Source organism: Polaribacter gangjinensis (genome assembly GCF_038024125.1).
Classification (GTDB): domain Bacteria; phylum Bacteroidota; class Bacteroidia; order Flavobacteriales; family Flavobacteriaceae; genus Polaribacter; species Polaribacter gangjinensis.
On record NZ_CP150662.1, the window covers coordinates 2575552 to 2591277 of the forward strand.

Sequence of the window (15726 nt, forward strand, 5' to 3'; positions counted from 1 at the left end):
AATTGTTTAAGGCTTTTGTTACTGTATATAGTGCTATACAATAGTTTTGTGCGGTTTTTAACATTGCAAATATAACTAATTTTTTTAAATTCCAAATTTTACTGATTAAAAAAGAAATGCTATTTTTGCTCGTCTTATAAAAACAATGATACAAAGAATTCAAACTGTTTATTTACTACTTTCCACAATAGTTTCTGGAGGATTAATTTTTATTTTTAATCTATGGGAAGTTGCTGAAAAGAAAATATTTATTGTAGATTTGTTTTCACAGGAATCCATTTTGTATAAGATGATTCCAACTGCGTTCTTTGTATCTTCGATTTTGGCATTTGTAACTATCTTTCTGTTCAAAAACAGGCAGTTGCAATTTGTATTAGGACGCGTCAATATTTTGATAAACCTTTTTTTATTAGGATTATTGATTTATCTGTCACTAACAGTATCTGGAGAAACTGCTGTTTCGGAGAAAGGTATTGGGATGTTCTTACCAATTTTAGCCATTTTGCTTCTTGTTTTTGCAAATAAAGCGATTAAAAAGGATGAAGATCTCGTAAAATCTGTTGATAGATTGCGATAAACTAACAAATAGTATATTTAGTGCGACTAAAACCGAGAAGTATTTCTCGGTTTTTTTATGTTTGAAAATTATAAATAGTTTATTCTAAATTTCAATCTCAATTTTTTTACTTTTTCTAACTTTTTACAGTTTTAAGAATTTTTTTAAAAAATGAAATATTATTATTAGTTTTAAATGAATTAAAAATCAAGGAATTAAAGCTGATTTTTTAAATAATTATATAATTAAAAATCAGTATATTAGCTATTTTTCAATACCCATTTATGGGTAGTTCAATACCCATAAATGGGTATAAAAAAAAATCAGTATAAATGGGTATTGTATAAACTGATAAAGCAATCTAAATTTGTAATATAAATAATGAGAAAAAAGATTTACGTTCACGTAGCAGATGATCACAAGATAGTTATAGAAGGAATCATCGCTGTTATAAATACTGATCAAGACATTGCAATTAATGGATACTCATTAACTGGAGAAGATGTAATTGATTTTTTTGACAAAAAAGGCAATAGAGTAGATGTATTAATTTTAGACATTACCATGCCTGGAAAAGATGGTTTCGAAGTGTTAAAACATTTTAAAGACAAAAAAATTAATCAAAAAACAATAATTCTTTCAAGTTATGATGACATTAAAATTGTAGAAGAGGTAATAAGATTGGGTTGCAATGGATATATTACAAAAAATAGTGCTGGCGAACATATCGTAAATGCGATTAAAGCAGTTGCAAATGGAGAGCAATATTTTAGTAGTGATATTCAAAAAAGCCTTTTTAAATCACTTACAGGTCAATCTCCATTGGTTGGAAATGCGCCAGATAATTTTATATTAGAAGCACTTTCAGATAGAGAAATTGACGTGATGAGATTGATTTCGAAAGAGTACAACACGCAAGAAATTGCAGATAAACTAAACCTTAGTCCCAGAACAGTTGAAACACATAGAAAAAATTTAATAAAAAAGTTAAAAGTAAAAAATTCGGTAGGCTTGGCAATGTATGCTGTAAAAAATAAAATAGTATAATCCCCCAACTATTTTAAAAATACCAAAAAAACCTTCAACTTGAAAAAGTTACCCCTAATGAAGGTTTTTAAAATTGTCCCCCAATTTATTGCAAGAGTATACGCTGCAAGCCTACCATTTTAAATAAATTTTAAAACCAAATCAAATGAAAAAAAGTACATTATTAACGTTTGCAATTATTGCCTCACTTGTTTTTTCTTCATGTTCAAGCAATGAAGAAGGTATTATGCCATCAAATTCAAATGCAAAATTATTGAAAAACTTCACCCTTAAAAGAGATGCAAGTGGTGCTTATTCAATGGATTTTGATGTTACTGAAAACACAAAAGTTGACAAAGTCTCAAATTCTACATCAAGTAATAAGCAATTCTACTTATACTCATCTGAAAATAATTTGTCAACAAAAATTGCGGAGCAATTAGTGATTGATAACAGCCAATTGAAAGTTGGGTTTGTCGATACTAATAATGAAATAAATAATAAAAGCATTACTGTTTACGATGATAACATTACTTTAGCAAAAGGAAATGAGAACTCAAAATTAAAATCTTACAGCATTACAAAAAATGATGATGGTTTGTATGATGTTATTTTTGAAGTAAAAAATAATGTAGCTGTAAATTTTGTTCACAATGACAAAGAAGATGCCTTTGAAATTCACTTAAACAACGGTAAAGGTGGAGAAACAAATTATTCAAGAACTCTTGAGAAAAAAGAAGGTAAACCTTTATCTATTGTTTTTGTAAATTATGTTGGAAACACAGGTGCTAAAACTGATGATTATTTAACTCCTATAAGAAAGCCAGTTATTATTATTGAAGAATAATTATTAACGATTTTAAATTCCCCCAAATTTTAAAAAAGAATTAATTCGTACAAATAATTGAAAAAGAATAGTTTTTTATTTGCAATTGCATTTTTTTTAAGTGCTTATCTAGTTAATGCAATAAATCCCCCAATAGAGGAAACCTTACATAGTAAGGTTTCTTTTTTTTATGAACAAGATTCAACTTCAATTTCTTCAAAATATGCTAAAATTTTAGAAAATTTTAAAAACAAAAATTTTGAAGTTGCTTTGAAAAATAGTTTAAATTTTATTTCTGAATATTCTTCAAATATTCAAGATTCAAAATATATTGATTATTTGTATGAAGTAAATTTAATTATTGGAGATATTTATAACAACATTAACAATCATTCAAAATCAATTTTACACTATCAAAAGGCAATTAAATTAAAGAAAACAAATAGTGTTTATTCTGAAATAAAAAATATAAATGAAGGTTCTGAAATAGAATTTGTTTATCTTAAAATTGCGAATCAATTTTTGAGAAATAGTGAAAAAGATTCTGCAAAAAAATATTATGGTTTAGTAATTCAAACAAATTCTCTAGATTTTAAAACTCTCTCTACTCAAGCAAAAGCCTACTCTAATTTATCAGGAATTTACAGACAAGATTCTTTGTACGATCTAGCTAAAGAATATGCAATTAAAGCCCTTAAAATCCATGAAAAGAATAATAATGCAATATATCAAGCTTCTTCATTAGGCAATTTAGCAAGTATTTATCTAGATCAAAATAAATTTAATGAAGCTAAAAAGAATTATAAAAAAGCATTGGATTTAATTGAAAACGATACGACTGAAACAGCGCTAAGAATTAAAGATAATTTGTATTTCAATTTAGCCTATAATTTGTACAAATTAAAAGACTATGAAGCATATCAATATCAAGAAAAATCTTATTTGATAAAAGATAAATTACGTGACAAAGAAATACGACGCATCATAGAAGAATTGGGTTTTAAATATGACTTTGATACTAGAGAAAAATTACTTCAAAAGAATCAAGAAGTAAAGCTTTTAAAAGAAAAAGAAAAAACAAGAAATGTTATAACAATTGGAGTTGCTACAATTTTTATATTCATTTTTATCATTGGGTTTTCAATGATGCGCCAAAAAAACTTGAAACTCAAACTTTCTAGAACCGAACTTTTACAAGAACAAAAAATAGAAAAAATAAAATCAGAATCTCAAGTTCGAATTTTAAATGCCGCAATTGACGGAAAAGAAACAGAGCGAAAAGACATTGCAGAAACTTTGCATGATAACGTGAGTGCTTTATTATCATCTGCAAGTTTGCATTTACAAGCAACTAGAAAACAATTCAATGGAGAAACTCTTATAGAAATAGAAAAAACACAACAAATTATTAATGAGGCAGCTGAAAAAATCAGGAATTTATCCCATACTTTAATTTCTTCTGTGTTATTGAAATTTGGATTGAAATACGCCATTAAAGAAATGGCAGAGAAATATACCAACTCTGAATTGCAAATTGATACCGACTTTAACAAATTAAGAAGATATCATCAAAGTTTTGAAATAAAAACGTATAATATTATTCAAGAATTTGTTAATAATATTATCAAACATAGTCAGGCTAATAATGCTTTGATACAATTATCCGAAAAAGATAATAAAATTTATTTGATAATTACTGATGATGGAATTGGTTTTGATAAATCAAAAATAGCTATGAAAAACGGAATTGGCATCAATCAAATTGAAGCTAGGGTTCAAATGATGCAGGGACATTTTCGTATTGATTCTAAAAAAGGAAATGGAACTAAAGTTAGTATTGAGTTGCCAATACAAGAAAGAGAAGTGATTACAAACGCTGAGCGAGTTCTATAACTTCTAAGTTTTTAATATCTCCATCATTCAATTCAAAACGCAACATAGTTCGTATCTTATGAAAACCGTGTTTCCCTGCAGCTCCGGGATTTAAGTGTAGTAAATTCAGTTTATGATCAAACTGCACTTTTAAAATATGCGAATGTCCAGAAATAAAAATTTTAGGTGGATTTTTCTGAATTTCATCTTTTACTCTAATACTGTATTTGTTCGGATATCCGCCAATATGAGTCATCCAAACTGAAACATTTTCGAGAGTAAATTTCTCATCCAAAGGAAATGTTAATCTTGCATTGGCGTCGTCAATATTTCCGTAAACAGCTCGTAAAGGTTTAATTGCTCTCAGTTGGTCTGTAACTGATAAATCTCCAATGTCTCCTGCATGCCAAACTTCATCTGCCTGATTCACAAATTTTATAATTTGAGCATCAATAAAACTGTGCGTATCCGATAATAATAAGATTTTCTTCACAATCCAAAAATAAGAATAACAAAATAAATTCCGTAATTTTGAACCCTCTAAAAACAAACTTTCTTGAGATATTTTATAGAGTTTTCGTACAATGGGAAAAAATATCATGGTTGGCAAATTCAACCTGAGGCGATTTCTGTTCAAGAAAAATTAAATGATGCAATAAGCACTATTTTTCGTAAAAAAATCGAAGTTGTTGGAGCAGGAAGAACAGATACTGGCGTGCATGCTTCGCAAATGTATGCACATTTTGATGTTGAAAATGAAATTGCAGAGGATATTGTTTTTAAGCTAAACTCTATTTTGCCTGATGATATTGCAGTTTATCAAGTTTTTTTGGTTGATGACCAAAAACACGCCCGTTTTGATGCGGTAAGCAGAACATATCAATATAAAATTTGGTTAGGAAGAAATCCATTTTTATTGGATTTTTCTTGGCAAATTCATTCATTAAAACCCAATCTAACTAAAATGAATGAAGCTGCAAAATTATTGATGGAGTATGAAGATTTTCAATGTTTTTCGAAAGTGAAAACCAATGTTCATACCTTTAATTGTAATATTTTTGAAGCATTTTGGGTACAAAATGGTAACGAATTAACATTTACAATTTCAGCAAATCGGTTTTTAAGAAATATGGTAAGAGCCATTGTAGGAACTTTAATAGATGTTGGCTTAGATAAAATTTCAATTGATGATTTTCGAAAAATCATTGAAAGTAAAAATCGCAGCAATGCTGGGTTATCAGTACCCGCAAAAGGATTATTTTTAACCAACATAAAATATTAAATTTTGTCAGAGAATTCAGGAAAAGCTTTCGATATGCAAATTTTTTCAAGACTCATGAGTTTTGCAAAACGTTATCGCTTGTACTTTTTTATTGCATCATCATCAACCATATTATTGGCGCTTTTTTCCATTTTAACTCCCTATATTTTAATTGACACTGTTGATAAATATATGATTTCCAAAGATAAAGTTGGTTTGTTAAACTATTCTTTATTGATGTTGGGAATTTTATTTGCAGAAGTTTTTCTGCAATTTGTATTTATTTATTATGCAAATTGGGTGGGCCAACATATCATAAGAGATATGAGAGCTCATATTTTTAGGCATATTTTAAAATTTAAGATGTCTTATTTTGATACCAATTCTGTTGGTAAATTAGTAACAAGAGTCGTATCAGATATCGAAACAATTGCTGCCTTTTTTAGTAATGGAGTATTTACAATTTTAAGTGATGTTCTTAAAATGCTTGCTGTTGCAGGAATAATGCTTTTTTTAGATTGGAAATTAGCCTTAATTACAATGTCTGTTTTACCAATTTTGGTCTATGCAACCAAGGTTTTTCAAGTAGCTATTAAAGCAACTTTTCAGGAAGTAAGAAATCAAGTGGCTAATTTAAATGGATTTGTACAAGAGCGTGTTACAGGAATGAAAATTGTGCAGCTTTTCAATAGAGAACATATTGAATATCAAAACTTTAAAGAAATTAATGACAAACATAAAGTCGCGAATATCAAAACGATTTGGTATTATTCAGTGTTTTTTCCAATAGCCGAAATTTTATCCTCAATAGGTATAGGTTTGATTGTTTGGTTTGGTGGTGGACAAGCTATTCAAAATTCAGGAATTTCAGTTGGAATGATTATGGGTTTTATTCAATTTGCCCAAATGTTGTTTAGGCCTTTACGACAAATTGCTGATAAATTCAACCAATTGCAAATGGGTATTGTTGCTGGCGAACGTGTTTTTAAAGTCATTGACACTCATAGCAGCATTGCAAAAAATGGCACTTTGGAAGCTGCGAATTTAAAAGGAAATATCATTTTTGATAACGTAAGATTTAGTTATGTACAAGGAGAAGAAGTGTTAAAAGGCGTTTCTTTTGATGTAAAAAGTGGACAAACCATTGCCATTGTTGGTGCAACAGGTGCAGGAAAATCTACCATTATAAACCTTATCAATCGATTTTATGAAATTGATTCAGGAACTATTTTTGTTGATGGTGTTTCTGTAGAGAATTATACCTTAGAGAGTTTGCGAAATCAAATTGCCATTGTACTGCAAGATGTCTTTTTATTTTCAGATTCTATTTTGAATAACATCACTTTAAAAGATGAAAATATCAGTTTGCAAGATGTTGAAAATGCCGCAAAGCAGATTGGGATTCATGATTTTATAAACACATTACCAGGAGGTTACCATTATAATGTAAAAGAAAGAGGCGCAATGTTGTCTTCTGGACAACGCCAACTAATTGCATTTTTAAGAGCCTATGTAAGCAAACCAAGTATTTTAATTTTAGATGAAGCAACTTCTTCTGTGGATGCAAATTCTGAGCAAATGATTCAGTTTGCTACTGAAAAAATTACTAAGGGTAGAACTTCTATTGTAATCGCTCACAGATTAGCAACTATCAAACAAGCAGATAAAATTTTGGTCATGGATAAAGGATTGGTTGTTGAAGAAGGAACTCATTATGAACTACTTGAAAAAGAAAATGGCTATTATAAAAACTTATATGATAAGCAATTTAGCTTGGAACAAGTTTCTTAAAACGAACTTAAATTAAATCCTTTTTTAGTTTTTCATTCAATTCCTCTGGAGTGGTATAAAGTACAAACTCACCATCTTTAATGTAGGATATTTCTCCGGTTTCTTCTGAAACAAGTAAGCAAACTGCATCTGTTTTTTCACTAATTCCGAGTGCAGCTCTGTGTCTTAATCCAAAACGAGAAGGAATTTTAGAACTGTCAGAAATTGGCAAAACGACTCTAGTAGCTACAATATAATTATCTCTAATAATTGTAGCACCATCATGCAATGGACTGTTTTTAAAGAAAATACTTTCTAAAATCACATTGTTAATAAGTGCGTTAATGGCATCACCAGTATTGATTAAAAAGTCTAAACTATTGGTTCTTTCAATTACAATCAAAGCACCAGTTTTGGTTTTTGATAAGTTGGTACAAGCTTTTAAAATGCTTTCAGTATCAATTTCTGGACTAATTTCAGATTGTAAAAACTTTAATTGTTTTAAAAAACTTCGTTTGTTAGAGAAATTTGTTGTTCCAATCATCAATAAAAATTTTCGAATTTCTTGTTGAAAAACGATCATCAAAGCAATTGCTCCACCTGAAAGCAAGTAACCTAAAATACTACTAAGCATTTCCATTTTTAAGGCTTGTGTAATTTTCCAAATGATAAAAATCAGCGCAATTCCTATAAAAATATTGATAGCAACAGTTCCTTTTAGTAATTTATAAATGTAGTACAACAACATTGCAACAAGCAATATATCCAACAGATCTAAAAATGAAAAAGGAATAAATTCTAACATTTAGCTATTTTGATTTGAGGTAAAAATAGGGATATTTTTCTTGACTTTCAATCTCCTATTAACATTCATTTGCTTTCAGTTGATTTACAATTTTGATAGCCTCTACAGCTTCTTTTACATCATGAACTCGTAAAATAGATGCACCATTTAAAAGAGCAATTGTGTTGGCAACTGTGGTTGCATTAAGCGCTTCATTTGCAGAAATTTCCAATGGTTTATACAACATCGATTTTCTTGAAACTCCTACTAAGATTGGAGCATCTAAATTTTTAAAAAGGGCTAAATTTTTAAGAATTTCGTAATTATGAGCAACTGTTTTTCCAAAACCAAAACCCATATCAATGATAATATCATTCACTCTTAGTTGATGTAATTTAAAAATTTGTTCAGAAAAAAAGTGAATAATTTCTTTTGTAACATCTTCATAAACAGGGTTTTGTTGCATGTTTTGAGGTGTTCCTAACATATGCATTAAAATATAAGGAACTTGCAAATCAGCCACTGTTTGAAACATGTTTTCATCCATTTTTCCTCCAGAAATATCATTGATGATAGCTGCACCATTTTCAATTGTTTTTCTGGCAATTTCACTTCGAAAAGTATCCACAGAAATGATGATTTCAGGAAAATTTTTTACCAATAAATCAATTACAGGAAGTATTCTATTCAACTCTTCTTTTTCAGAAATGTGAGCAGCTCCAGGTCTTGATGAATATGCACCAACATCAATAAATGTGGCACCTTCATTCAGCATTTTTTCGGTTTGAAAAAGAATGTCAGCTTCGTTTTTGTATTTTCCACCATCAAAAAATGAGTCTGGTGTGATGTTTAAAATTCCCATCACTTTTGGTTCAGCAACATCTATTAATTTTCCTTTGCAGTTTATGGTCATTTTATTTTACTATTTTTTGAATAACAGTTCCTTTTTTAGGCGCTTTGTATTGATGCATTTGTTGCATTAAACCCTCTACAGTTGTGTCAATTAACAATAAATTTTTGTTTTCAGGTTTAATATATCCTTCTTTGATCATTGTGTCAATTTGTAGTAATAAGGCATCAAAAAAACCATTCACATTTAGCAATCCAACAGGTTTTTGTTCAACTTGTAATTGGTTTAAAGTCAGTGCTTCAAAGAGTTCATCAAGAGTTCCAAAACCTCCAGGAAGTGTCAAATATCCATCAACCAATTTGCTCATAATTACTTTTCGTTCGCTCATTTTTTTGCACACAATCATTTCCTCAACACCTGTATGAACGACTTCTTCTTTTTCTAATAATTTTGGAATTACGCCAATTACTTTTCCGTTTTTTTCTAAAATTGTGTCAGATAAAATTCCCATCATTCCTATTTTTCCACCTCCATAAACCAATTCGATATTTTCTTTTACAAAATAATTTCCAAGCTCTATGGCAGCATTTTTATAGATTTCATTAAATCCTAAACTCGAGCCACAAAAAACAACCAATCGTTTCATAAAATAAAAAATAAATTTAGGGTAAAAATAAATGAAAAGGTTTTAAGATTTACTATTTTTACGCAATTACTTTCAATTTTAAAATGCAAGATACCTCAAAACAATATGATGCAGTCATTGAAGATTGCCGAAGTTTATTCATCAAAAAAATGGCTGATTATGGAAGTGCATGGCGTATTTTGCGTTTGCCTTCGTTGACAGATCAAATTTTTATCAAAGCCCAAAGAATTCGTCAATTACAAGAAAATTCGGTTAGAAAAGTAGATGAAGGAGAAATACCTGAGTTTATTGGCATCATCAATTATTCTTTAATGGCATTGATTCAGTTGGATTTAGGCGTTTCTGAAAACCCTGATTTATCGGTTGAAGAAGCAACAGCTTTGTATGATAAGCACTTAAAAATCACTAAAGAATTGATGTTGAATAAAAATCATGATTATGGCGAAGCTTGGCGTGATATGCGTGTTTCTAGTTTGACAGATTTAATTTTGCAAAAAATATTACGTGTTAAACAAATAGAGGATAATCAAGGAAAAACCTTGGTTTCTGAAGGAATTGATGCCAATTATCAAGACATGATAAATTATTCAGTTTTTGCGTTAATTCACCTTAATAACTAAATTTTAGATGAAAATACTTGTTCATATTACTAGATTTATAGTTGGAGTTTTATTTATTTTCTCAGGATTTGTAAAATTGGTAGATCCAATAGGCTCTCAATATAAATTCGAAGAATACTTTTCAGAAAGTGTATTGAATATACCGTTTTTAATTCCGTATGCTTTGCCATTTGCCATTTTTCTAATCATTGCAGAAATCCTTTTAGGTGTAGCACTTTTGGTAGGATGGAAACCAAAATTTACCGTTAGAAGTTTGTTGATAATGGTCATTTTCTTTTTTTTCTTGACAGGCTATTCTGCTTATTTTGATAAAGTTACAGATTGTGGATGTTTTGGAGACGCTATCAAATTAACACCTTGGCAAACATTTTACAAAGATGTTGTTTTAACAGTTTTGATTTTCTTTTTAAGCTACAAAACCAAATTAATTACACCTTTAAAATCAAAATATTTTCCTGGAAAAGTTGTTTTTTGGTCATTGATTATTTCAAGTTTTATCACCTATTATGTGTTAGCACATTTGCCAATTATCGATTTTAGACCTTATGCCATTGGAAAAAACATTCCAAAAGGAATGGAATATCCAGAAGATGGAAGTTTGCCAAAAGTGCACGATTTTATGTTAGAAGATTCTCAGAATGATTTAGCTCCTGAGATTTTAAAAATGAAAAAAGTAGTGCTTGTAATTGCCTATAATTTGGATAAAGCCGATTTTGAAGCGTTTCCCGACATCAAAAAAATGGCAGACAAAGCCATTAAAAAAGGCTATAAAGTATATGGAGCTTCAGCCTCTTTTTCTGATATTTTACAAATGACCATCAAAAAGTTTGACTTGCCTTTTGATTTTTTATTTTGTGATGAAACAACTTTAAAAACGATCATCAGATCAAATCCTGGTATCGTAATTTTAAACGAAGGAACTGTAGTAGATAAAAGAAATTGGAGAGATATTGAAGATTTAAAGTTTGAGTAAATCAGATTTCTAAACAGAAATTCTTAAAAATCAAAAACAAGTAAAGTAAATGAACGATTTTGTAAGCTATCATTCCGCAGAAAATTATGCAATTATTGGTATCAATAACGGAAAAGCAAATGCCATTTCTCATGAGGTTATTGAGGGAATCAATTTTTATTTAGACGAAGCTGAGAAAAACAGTTTAGTAGTTATTTTAACTGGAATTTCTGGAATATTTTCTGCAGGATTTGATTTGAAAGTGATGACAAAATCTCCAGCATCTGCCAAAGAATTAGTAACAAAGGGTTCTAAATTATCACTCAGAATGTTGTCTTTTCCACAGCCAATCATTGTGGCTTGTAATGGTCATGCCATCGCAAAAGGAGCTTTTTTATTACTTTCAGCTGATTATAGAATTGGTGTGGAAGGTGATTTTAAAATTGGTTTGAACGAAGTGCAAATTGGAATTACCATGCATCATGCAGGAATTGCGATTGCCAAAGCGCGAATGTCTGAAGTTTTTTTGAATAGAAGTGTCAATAATGCAGAGATTTACAATCCGAAAGAAGCAATTTCTGCTGGTTTTTTAGATGTAATTGTGCCTGAAAGTGAGTTGATTGCAACTGCAGTTGCAACTGCTAAAATGTTTGCAAAACTTAATCCAATTGCACATGCTGCTACAAAATTAAGAGTAAGAAAGCTGCATTTAGAAAACTTAAAAAACGCTATTGAATTGGATTTGAATGAAGAAATATCCATCAATCCTTAGTCTTTTTTAAACTTTTTAATCCCTGCTTTAATTTCTAAATTCAAGTGATTTTTTCTGGGAGTTAAAGGACAAGAATACTTTTCATTGTAAGCACAATATGGATTGTAAGTATTGTTAAAATTCAAAATTAGGGTATTATCATTAGCAATATCAGTAGTCATTACATCCATATAACGTCCTCCTCCATAAGATTCATTGCCTGAAGTATCATCTGTAAAAGGCAAAAACAAGTAATTTTTATATTTTTCATCTCTCAAATCGTCTTGACTTTGATAAATGGTTAATTGACAATCTACACCTTTTAATTTGAAAAATAAGATTCCAAATTCTTTGTATAAGGGTTTTCTATCAGTGGTTGTTGCCATTTCAAAAACGGGTGCATTTTTGGTTTTTACAAGTGTTGCTTTCACAACATAAGATGAATCAACTGGAAAAAAATCAAGTCCTTTAAATTTTTTTAAATCAGATGGTTTTAAAGGAGAAGTTGAGGCATCTTTAAAACTTGAGTTAAGTTTTTGCTGATATTCAGTATCGCCAACCAAGGATCTTTTTCCTTGAGAATTGCACGAAAGAAATGATAAAATAGCTATAAATAATAAGTTTTTCATGTGATGAATTTATAGCGTCCAATATACAAATCCTGAGTAAATAAATAACAAAACAACGCCATCAATCCAATTCAATTTCCATATTTTCGGTAAAAAAACAAGAGGTAAAATGAGCAAAGAAGTGGCTAACATCCAAAGAATATCATTGGTTAAAAACTTTTGATCTATGACTGTAATAGGAGTAATTATAGCTGTAATTCCAAGTACACCAAGGATATTAAAAATATTAGAACCAACTAAATTACCAAGAGAAATCGCTTTTTCTTTTTTAATAATTGCAATGATTGAAGCTGCTAATTCGGGAATACTCGTGCCAATTGAAACAACAGTAACCCCAATAACACGATCACTAACTCCAAAATCTTTTGCTAATGAAGTTGCTCCAGAAATTAAAAATTCTGAACCTCCCCAAAGACCAACTGCACCCAAAGTTAGAAAAAAAACAATTTTATAAAAAGGTAAAGTTTCTACATCATTTGGGATTTCATCTGAGATTGTTGTGTTTTGAAATCGTAGAAGAAAAATTAAAAATGCGATTAAAATTGACACAAAAATAACACCTTCGTATCTTGTAATGATTTGATCGTTAGATAAAAAGTAAAACAGAATTATTGATGCAATCATCATCACAGGCCAATCTGTTTTATAAAAACTTTTTTGAACTTCCATAGAGCCAAAAAGTAAGGTAACTCCGAGAATCAAAGAAATATTTGCTATGTTAGATCCAACTACATTTCCTAATGCCAAATCAGAGGCTCCATTCATTGCGGCATTTATACTAACAATTAGCTCAGGAGCTGAGGTCGCAAATGAAACCACTGTCATTCCTATCACTATTTTAGAAATATTGAGTTTTAATGAGAGTGCTACAGCCGATTTTAACAACCAATTTCCTCCTAAAACCAATAAAATTAATCCAACAATTACTAATAAAAAATTCATGTTTTTAATTTTTCACGAAGATACACGTTCCTTATTCGATTTAGAAATGAAGAGGTATGATTTAGATGAATTTTGTCATTTATTTAAGAGTTTTATTGAATAAAATAAAAATCAAATTTAAAGTCTATTTTTAGTAACTTTGGCTATCTTTCGATACAATAATGGAGAAAAAATGCTTTAAAATTTTGGCAAAAGTCAATAAATTGATATTGCCATCATACACAAAAAAAAGGTTGGATATTACCAAAGCTACAAAATTGCAATTAATAATCATTGGATGGAGAGCTTATGTCACTATGAAAGCTCTAGATTAATTTAGAATTGTGTATCTTTATGGATGAATGTCTAAAGATGTATAAATAGATCAACATATCATTTCATGTTAATTTTTATGCTAAAAAATCGTTACTTATGAAAAATGAATATCAAAAACTTTTTACTAGCTCTACCATCATTATAAATGGGTTAACAACTCTTTTAGAAGAACAAGGAATCAGATATATTATCAAAGATCGATTTGAATCAGCACGTTTAGCAGGTTTTGGCGAATTTATGAATGCTGTTGAAATTCATGTGCAATCTTCACAATTAGCAGAAGCACAAAAAATTTTAGAAACGTATAAGTTGACATTAAACTCAGAAAGTTAAAAATAGATTTTCTATTTTAAAAAATAGGCAGTATATTTGCACCCGCTTTAAGGCCTCGTGGCGCAACTGAATAGCGCATCTGATTACGGCTCAGAAGGTTACAGGTTTGAATCCTGTCGAGGTCACAAAAAACTCATCTTATTAGATGAGTTTTTTTTATACTTTTTATTCAGCAAAATATTGTTTTAATGCCATTCTGTGCTCAGGAATGCTCTTGTCATAATTAGTTACCAAAACTTCTATAATTTCTGGAGCAATTTTTCCAATTTCTTTTTTGTTTTTAAATCTGGCAACATAAAGATTGTAGGTTGTTGCTGTTTTTTCGAAAATGAGAAAATGAGTTTCGTTTAATTCTGTAAAACTAATTTCATTCGAGGAAAATGTTCCAGATGTATCTTTAAAGAAATCTGAAAATTGGTAGTATTTGAATATGTTTTCCATTCTTTTTTATATCAACTCTGCTGATAGGCCAAGTTGCAATAGTTTTGAACATCTTGGTTCTAAATCTTTCAATTCACCAGATTTTACGGTGCATTTTCCTTTATAATGGACTAAATAGGTGCATTGTTCAGCTTGTTCTAACGTATGTTCACAAACATTTATAAGCGATTCAATTACAAACTCAAAAGTGTTCACATCGTCATTGTGTAACACAATTTCATGTTGATGCGTTTCTTGCTCTAAAACGTCAACTTCATCTTGAATTTTTTCTTTAGTTCCCATGCAATAAAAATAAATAAAAATTATTGTTTTTTATAATGTGCTGAAAGCCATTGATTTTTAGTTTTTGTTTTCTGTAATTTTAGTTGATTTTTAGAAGCTTCTTCATCAATGATTGGTAAATCTTCTTCATAAAACCCACTTAACAACAAAATTCCGTCTTTTTCTAAACAATTTGTATATATTTTCATGTCCGCTAACAAAATATTTCTATTGATATTGGCAATTATCACATCATATTTTTGGTTAGTTAAAAGTGATGCATCTCCTTGATAAACAGTAATATGATTGCAATTATTGCGCTCAACATTTTCGATAGAATTGGTATAACACCATTCGTCAATATCTATTGCATCAATAGGTTTTGCACCTTTTATTTCAGCAAAAATGGCTAAAATTCCAGTGCCACAACCCATGTCTAACACTTTTTTATTCTTTAAATCGAGCTCTAATAAATGCTGAATCATCATGTGTGTAGTTTCGTGATGACCAGTACCAAAACTCATTTTTGGTTCGATGATAATTTGATATTGTAAGTTTGGATTTTCATGAAATGGCGCTCGAATACTTACCAAATCATCAACTTGAATGGGTTCAAAATTCTTTTCCCATTCTTCATTCCAGTTGGTTTGTGCTACTTCATGAAAATCATATTCAATTTCGAATTCATCAGAATTTAGAATAAAAATATCATCCAAAATAGTTTCAAACCAATCGTTTTTTTGAATGTAGGCAAGCATTCCTGTTTCATTTTCAACAAAACTTTCGAAACCTACTTCTCCTAATTCGGCAACTAAAATTTCGGTTGCAGGTTCTTTTGGTGAAATTTTAAAATCGTATTCAATATAAATATTATCCATAAAAAAAGCGTCA

19 protein-coding genes and 1 tRNA gene are annotated in these 15726 nt (G+C 29.6%); 11 read left to right on the forward strand and 9 right to left on the reverse strand.

Going from position 1 to position 15726, the window contains the following annotated elements:
• The first annotated feature begins 145 nt into the window (after window positions 1-145).
• The 4 genes from WHA43_RS11300 to WHA43_RS11315 all read left to right on the forward strand — a co-directional run bounded on the left by WHA43_RS11300 (window position 146) and on the right by WHA43_RS11315 (window position 4301).
• Window positions 146-577 (forward strand): DUF4293 domain-containing protein, encoded by a 432-nt coding sequence (locus WHA43_RS11300; protein ID WP_105047144.1) that lies wholly within the window; start codon window positions 146-148, stop codon window positions 575-577.
• Between the two features lie 360 nt (window positions 578-937).
• Entirely contained in the window at window positions 938-1603 is a 666-nt protein-coding gene (locus tag WHA43_RS11305) for a LuxR C-terminal-related transcriptional regulator (RefSeq protein ID WP_105047145.1), read from the forward strand.
• Between the two features lie 145 nt (window positions 1604-1748).
• Complete coding sequence (locus WHA43_RS11310; protein WP_105047146.1) at window positions 1749-2429, forward strand: hypothetical protein; 681 nt, start codon at window positions 1749-1751, stop codon at window positions 2427-2429.
• Window positions 2430-2486: 57 nt separating this feature from the next.
• Window positions 2487-4301: a tetratricopeptide repeat-containing sensor histidine kinase gene (locus tag WHA43_RS11315; protein ID WP_105047147.1), complete on the forward strand. Its 1815-nt coding sequence runs from the start codon at window positions 2487-2489 to the stop codon at window positions 4299-4301.
• Here WHA43_RS11315 and WHA43_RS11320 read toward each other — a convergent pair.
• A complete protein-coding gene (locus WHA43_RS11320) occupies window positions 4276-4773 on the reverse strand; it encodes a metallophosphoesterase family protein (RefSeq protein ID WP_105047389.1) in 498 nt (165 codons plus the stop codon). The two genes, WHA43_RS11315 and WHA43_RS11320, sit on opposite strands and share 26 nt — an antisense overlap.
• A gap of 63 nt (window positions 4774-4836) precedes the next feature.
• Here WHA43_RS11320 and truA point away from each other — a divergent pair, with 63 nt between their 5' ends.
• Both truA and WHA43_RS11330 read left to right on the forward strand, forming a co-directional pair.
• Window positions 4837-5562, forward strand: a complete 726-nt coding sequence (truA, locus tag WHA43_RS11325; RefSeq protein ID WP_105047148.1) for a tRNA pseudouridine(38-40) synthase TruA — start codon at window positions 4837-4839, stop codon at window positions 5560-5562.
• Window positions 5563-5565: 3 nt separating this feature from the next.
• A complete protein-coding gene (locus WHA43_RS11330) occupies window positions 5566-7332 on the forward strand; it encodes an ABC transporter ATP-binding protein (protein ID WP_105047149.1) in 1767 nt (588 codons plus the stop codon).
• Between the two features lie 7 nt (window positions 7333-7339).
• Here WHA43_RS11330 and cdaA read toward each other — a convergent pair whose 3' ends face one another.
• The 3 genes from cdaA to WHA43_RS11345 are packed head-to-tail and all read right to left on the reverse strand — an operon-like array spanning window position 7340 to window position 9591.
• Window positions 7340-8116, reverse strand: coding sequence for a diadenylate cyclase CdaA (gene cdaA, locus WHA43_RS11335; RefSeq protein WP_105047150.1), 777 nt, complete (start codon window positions 8114-8116; stop codon window positions 7340-7342).
• 58 nt (window positions 8117-8174) lie between these two features.
• Window positions 8175-9008, reverse strand: coding sequence for a dihydropteroate synthase (gene folP, locus WHA43_RS11340; RefSeq protein ID WP_105047151.1), 834 nt, complete (start codon window positions 9006-9008; stop codon window positions 8175-8177).
• Between the two features lies 1 nt (window position 9009).
• Entirely contained in the window at window positions 9010-9591 is a 582-nt protein-coding gene (locus tag WHA43_RS11345; RefSeq protein ID WP_105047152.1) for a TIGR00730 family Rossman fold protein, read from the reverse strand.
• An 83-nt stretch (window positions 9592-9674) separates the two neighbouring features.
• On the opposite strand from WHA43_RS11345, the gene WHA43_RS11350 reads away from it, so the two are divergent.
• The 3 genes from WHA43_RS11350 to WHA43_RS11360 are packed head-to-tail and all read left to right on the forward strand — an operon-like array spanning window position 9675 to window position 11935.
• Window positions 9675-10211 (forward strand): DUF1599 domain-containing protein, encoded by a 537-nt coding sequence (locus tag WHA43_RS11350; RefSeq protein WP_105047153.1) that lies wholly within the window; start codon window positions 9675-9677, stop codon window positions 10209-10211.
• 7 nt (window positions 10212-10218) lie between these two features.
• Window positions 10219-11184: a BT_3928 family protein gene (locus WHA43_RS11355; RefSeq protein WP_105047154.1), complete on the forward strand. Its 966-nt coding sequence runs from the start codon at window positions 10219-10221 to the stop codon at window positions 11182-11184.
• 49 nt (window positions 11185-11233) lie between these two features.
• The gene (locus WHA43_RS11360) at window positions 11234-11935 is read left to right on the forward strand and encodes a crotonase/enoyl-CoA hydratase family protein (RefSeq protein ID WP_105047155.1); all 702 of its coding nucleotides are present in this window, start codon (window positions 11234-11236) and stop codon (window positions 11933-11935) included.
• Here the strand turns inward: WHA43_RS11360 and WHA43_RS11365 are convergent.
• Window positions 11932-12543, reverse strand: a complete 612-nt coding sequence (locus tag WHA43_RS11365; RefSeq protein ID WP_105047156.1) for a DUF1684 domain-containing protein — start codon at window positions 12541-12543, stop codon at window positions 11932-11934. The genes WHA43_RS11360 and WHA43_RS11365 overlap by 4 nt on opposite strands.
• A 9-nt stretch (window positions 12544-12552) precedes the next feature.
• Window positions 12553-13485 carry a sodium:calcium antiporter gene (locus WHA43_RS11370; protein WP_105047157.1) on the reverse strand — a complete coding sequence of 311 codons (933 nt, stop codon included), beginning with the start codon at window positions 13483-13485 and terminating at the stop codon, window positions 12553-12555.
• A 411-nt stretch (window positions 13486-13896) separates the two neighbouring features.
• On the opposite strand from WHA43_RS11370, the gene WHA43_RS11375 reads away from it, so the two are divergent.
• Window positions 13897-14133 (forward strand): DUF2007 domain-containing protein, encoded by a 237-nt coding sequence (locus tag WHA43_RS11375; protein ID WP_105047159.1) that lies wholly within the window; start codon window positions 13897-13899, stop codon window positions 14131-14133.
• Window positions 14134-14184: 51 nt separating this feature from the next.
• Window positions 14185-14258 (forward strand) — tRNA-Arg (locus WHA43_RS11380).
• Between the two features lie 40 nt (window positions 14259-14298).
• On the opposite strand, the gene WHA43_RS11385 is transcribed toward WHA43_RS11380, so the two are convergent.
• Genes WHA43_RS11385 through prmA form a run of 3 tightly spaced genes read right to left on the reverse strand, consistent with a single transcriptional unit; the run spans window position 14299 to window position 15713 of the window.
• Window positions 14299-14574: a hypothetical protein gene (locus WHA43_RS11385; protein WP_105047160.1), complete on the reverse strand. Its 276-nt coding sequence runs from the start codon at window positions 14572-14574 to the stop codon at window positions 14299-14301.
• Between the two features lie 6 nt (window positions 14575-14580).
• Window positions 14581-14856, reverse strand: coding sequence for an ATP-dependent Clp protease adaptor ClpS (locus WHA43_RS11390; RefSeq protein WP_105047161.1), 276 nt, complete (start codon window positions 14854-14856; stop codon window positions 14581-14583).
• Window positions 14857-14876: 20 nt separating this feature from the next.
• Window positions 14877-15713: a 50S ribosomal protein L11 methyltransferase gene (gene prmA, locus WHA43_RS11395; RefSeq protein ID WP_105047162.1), complete on the reverse strand. Its 837-nt coding sequence runs from the start codon at window positions 15711-15713 to the stop codon at window positions 14877-14879.
• Between the last annotated feature and the right edge of the window lie 13 nt (window positions 15714-15726).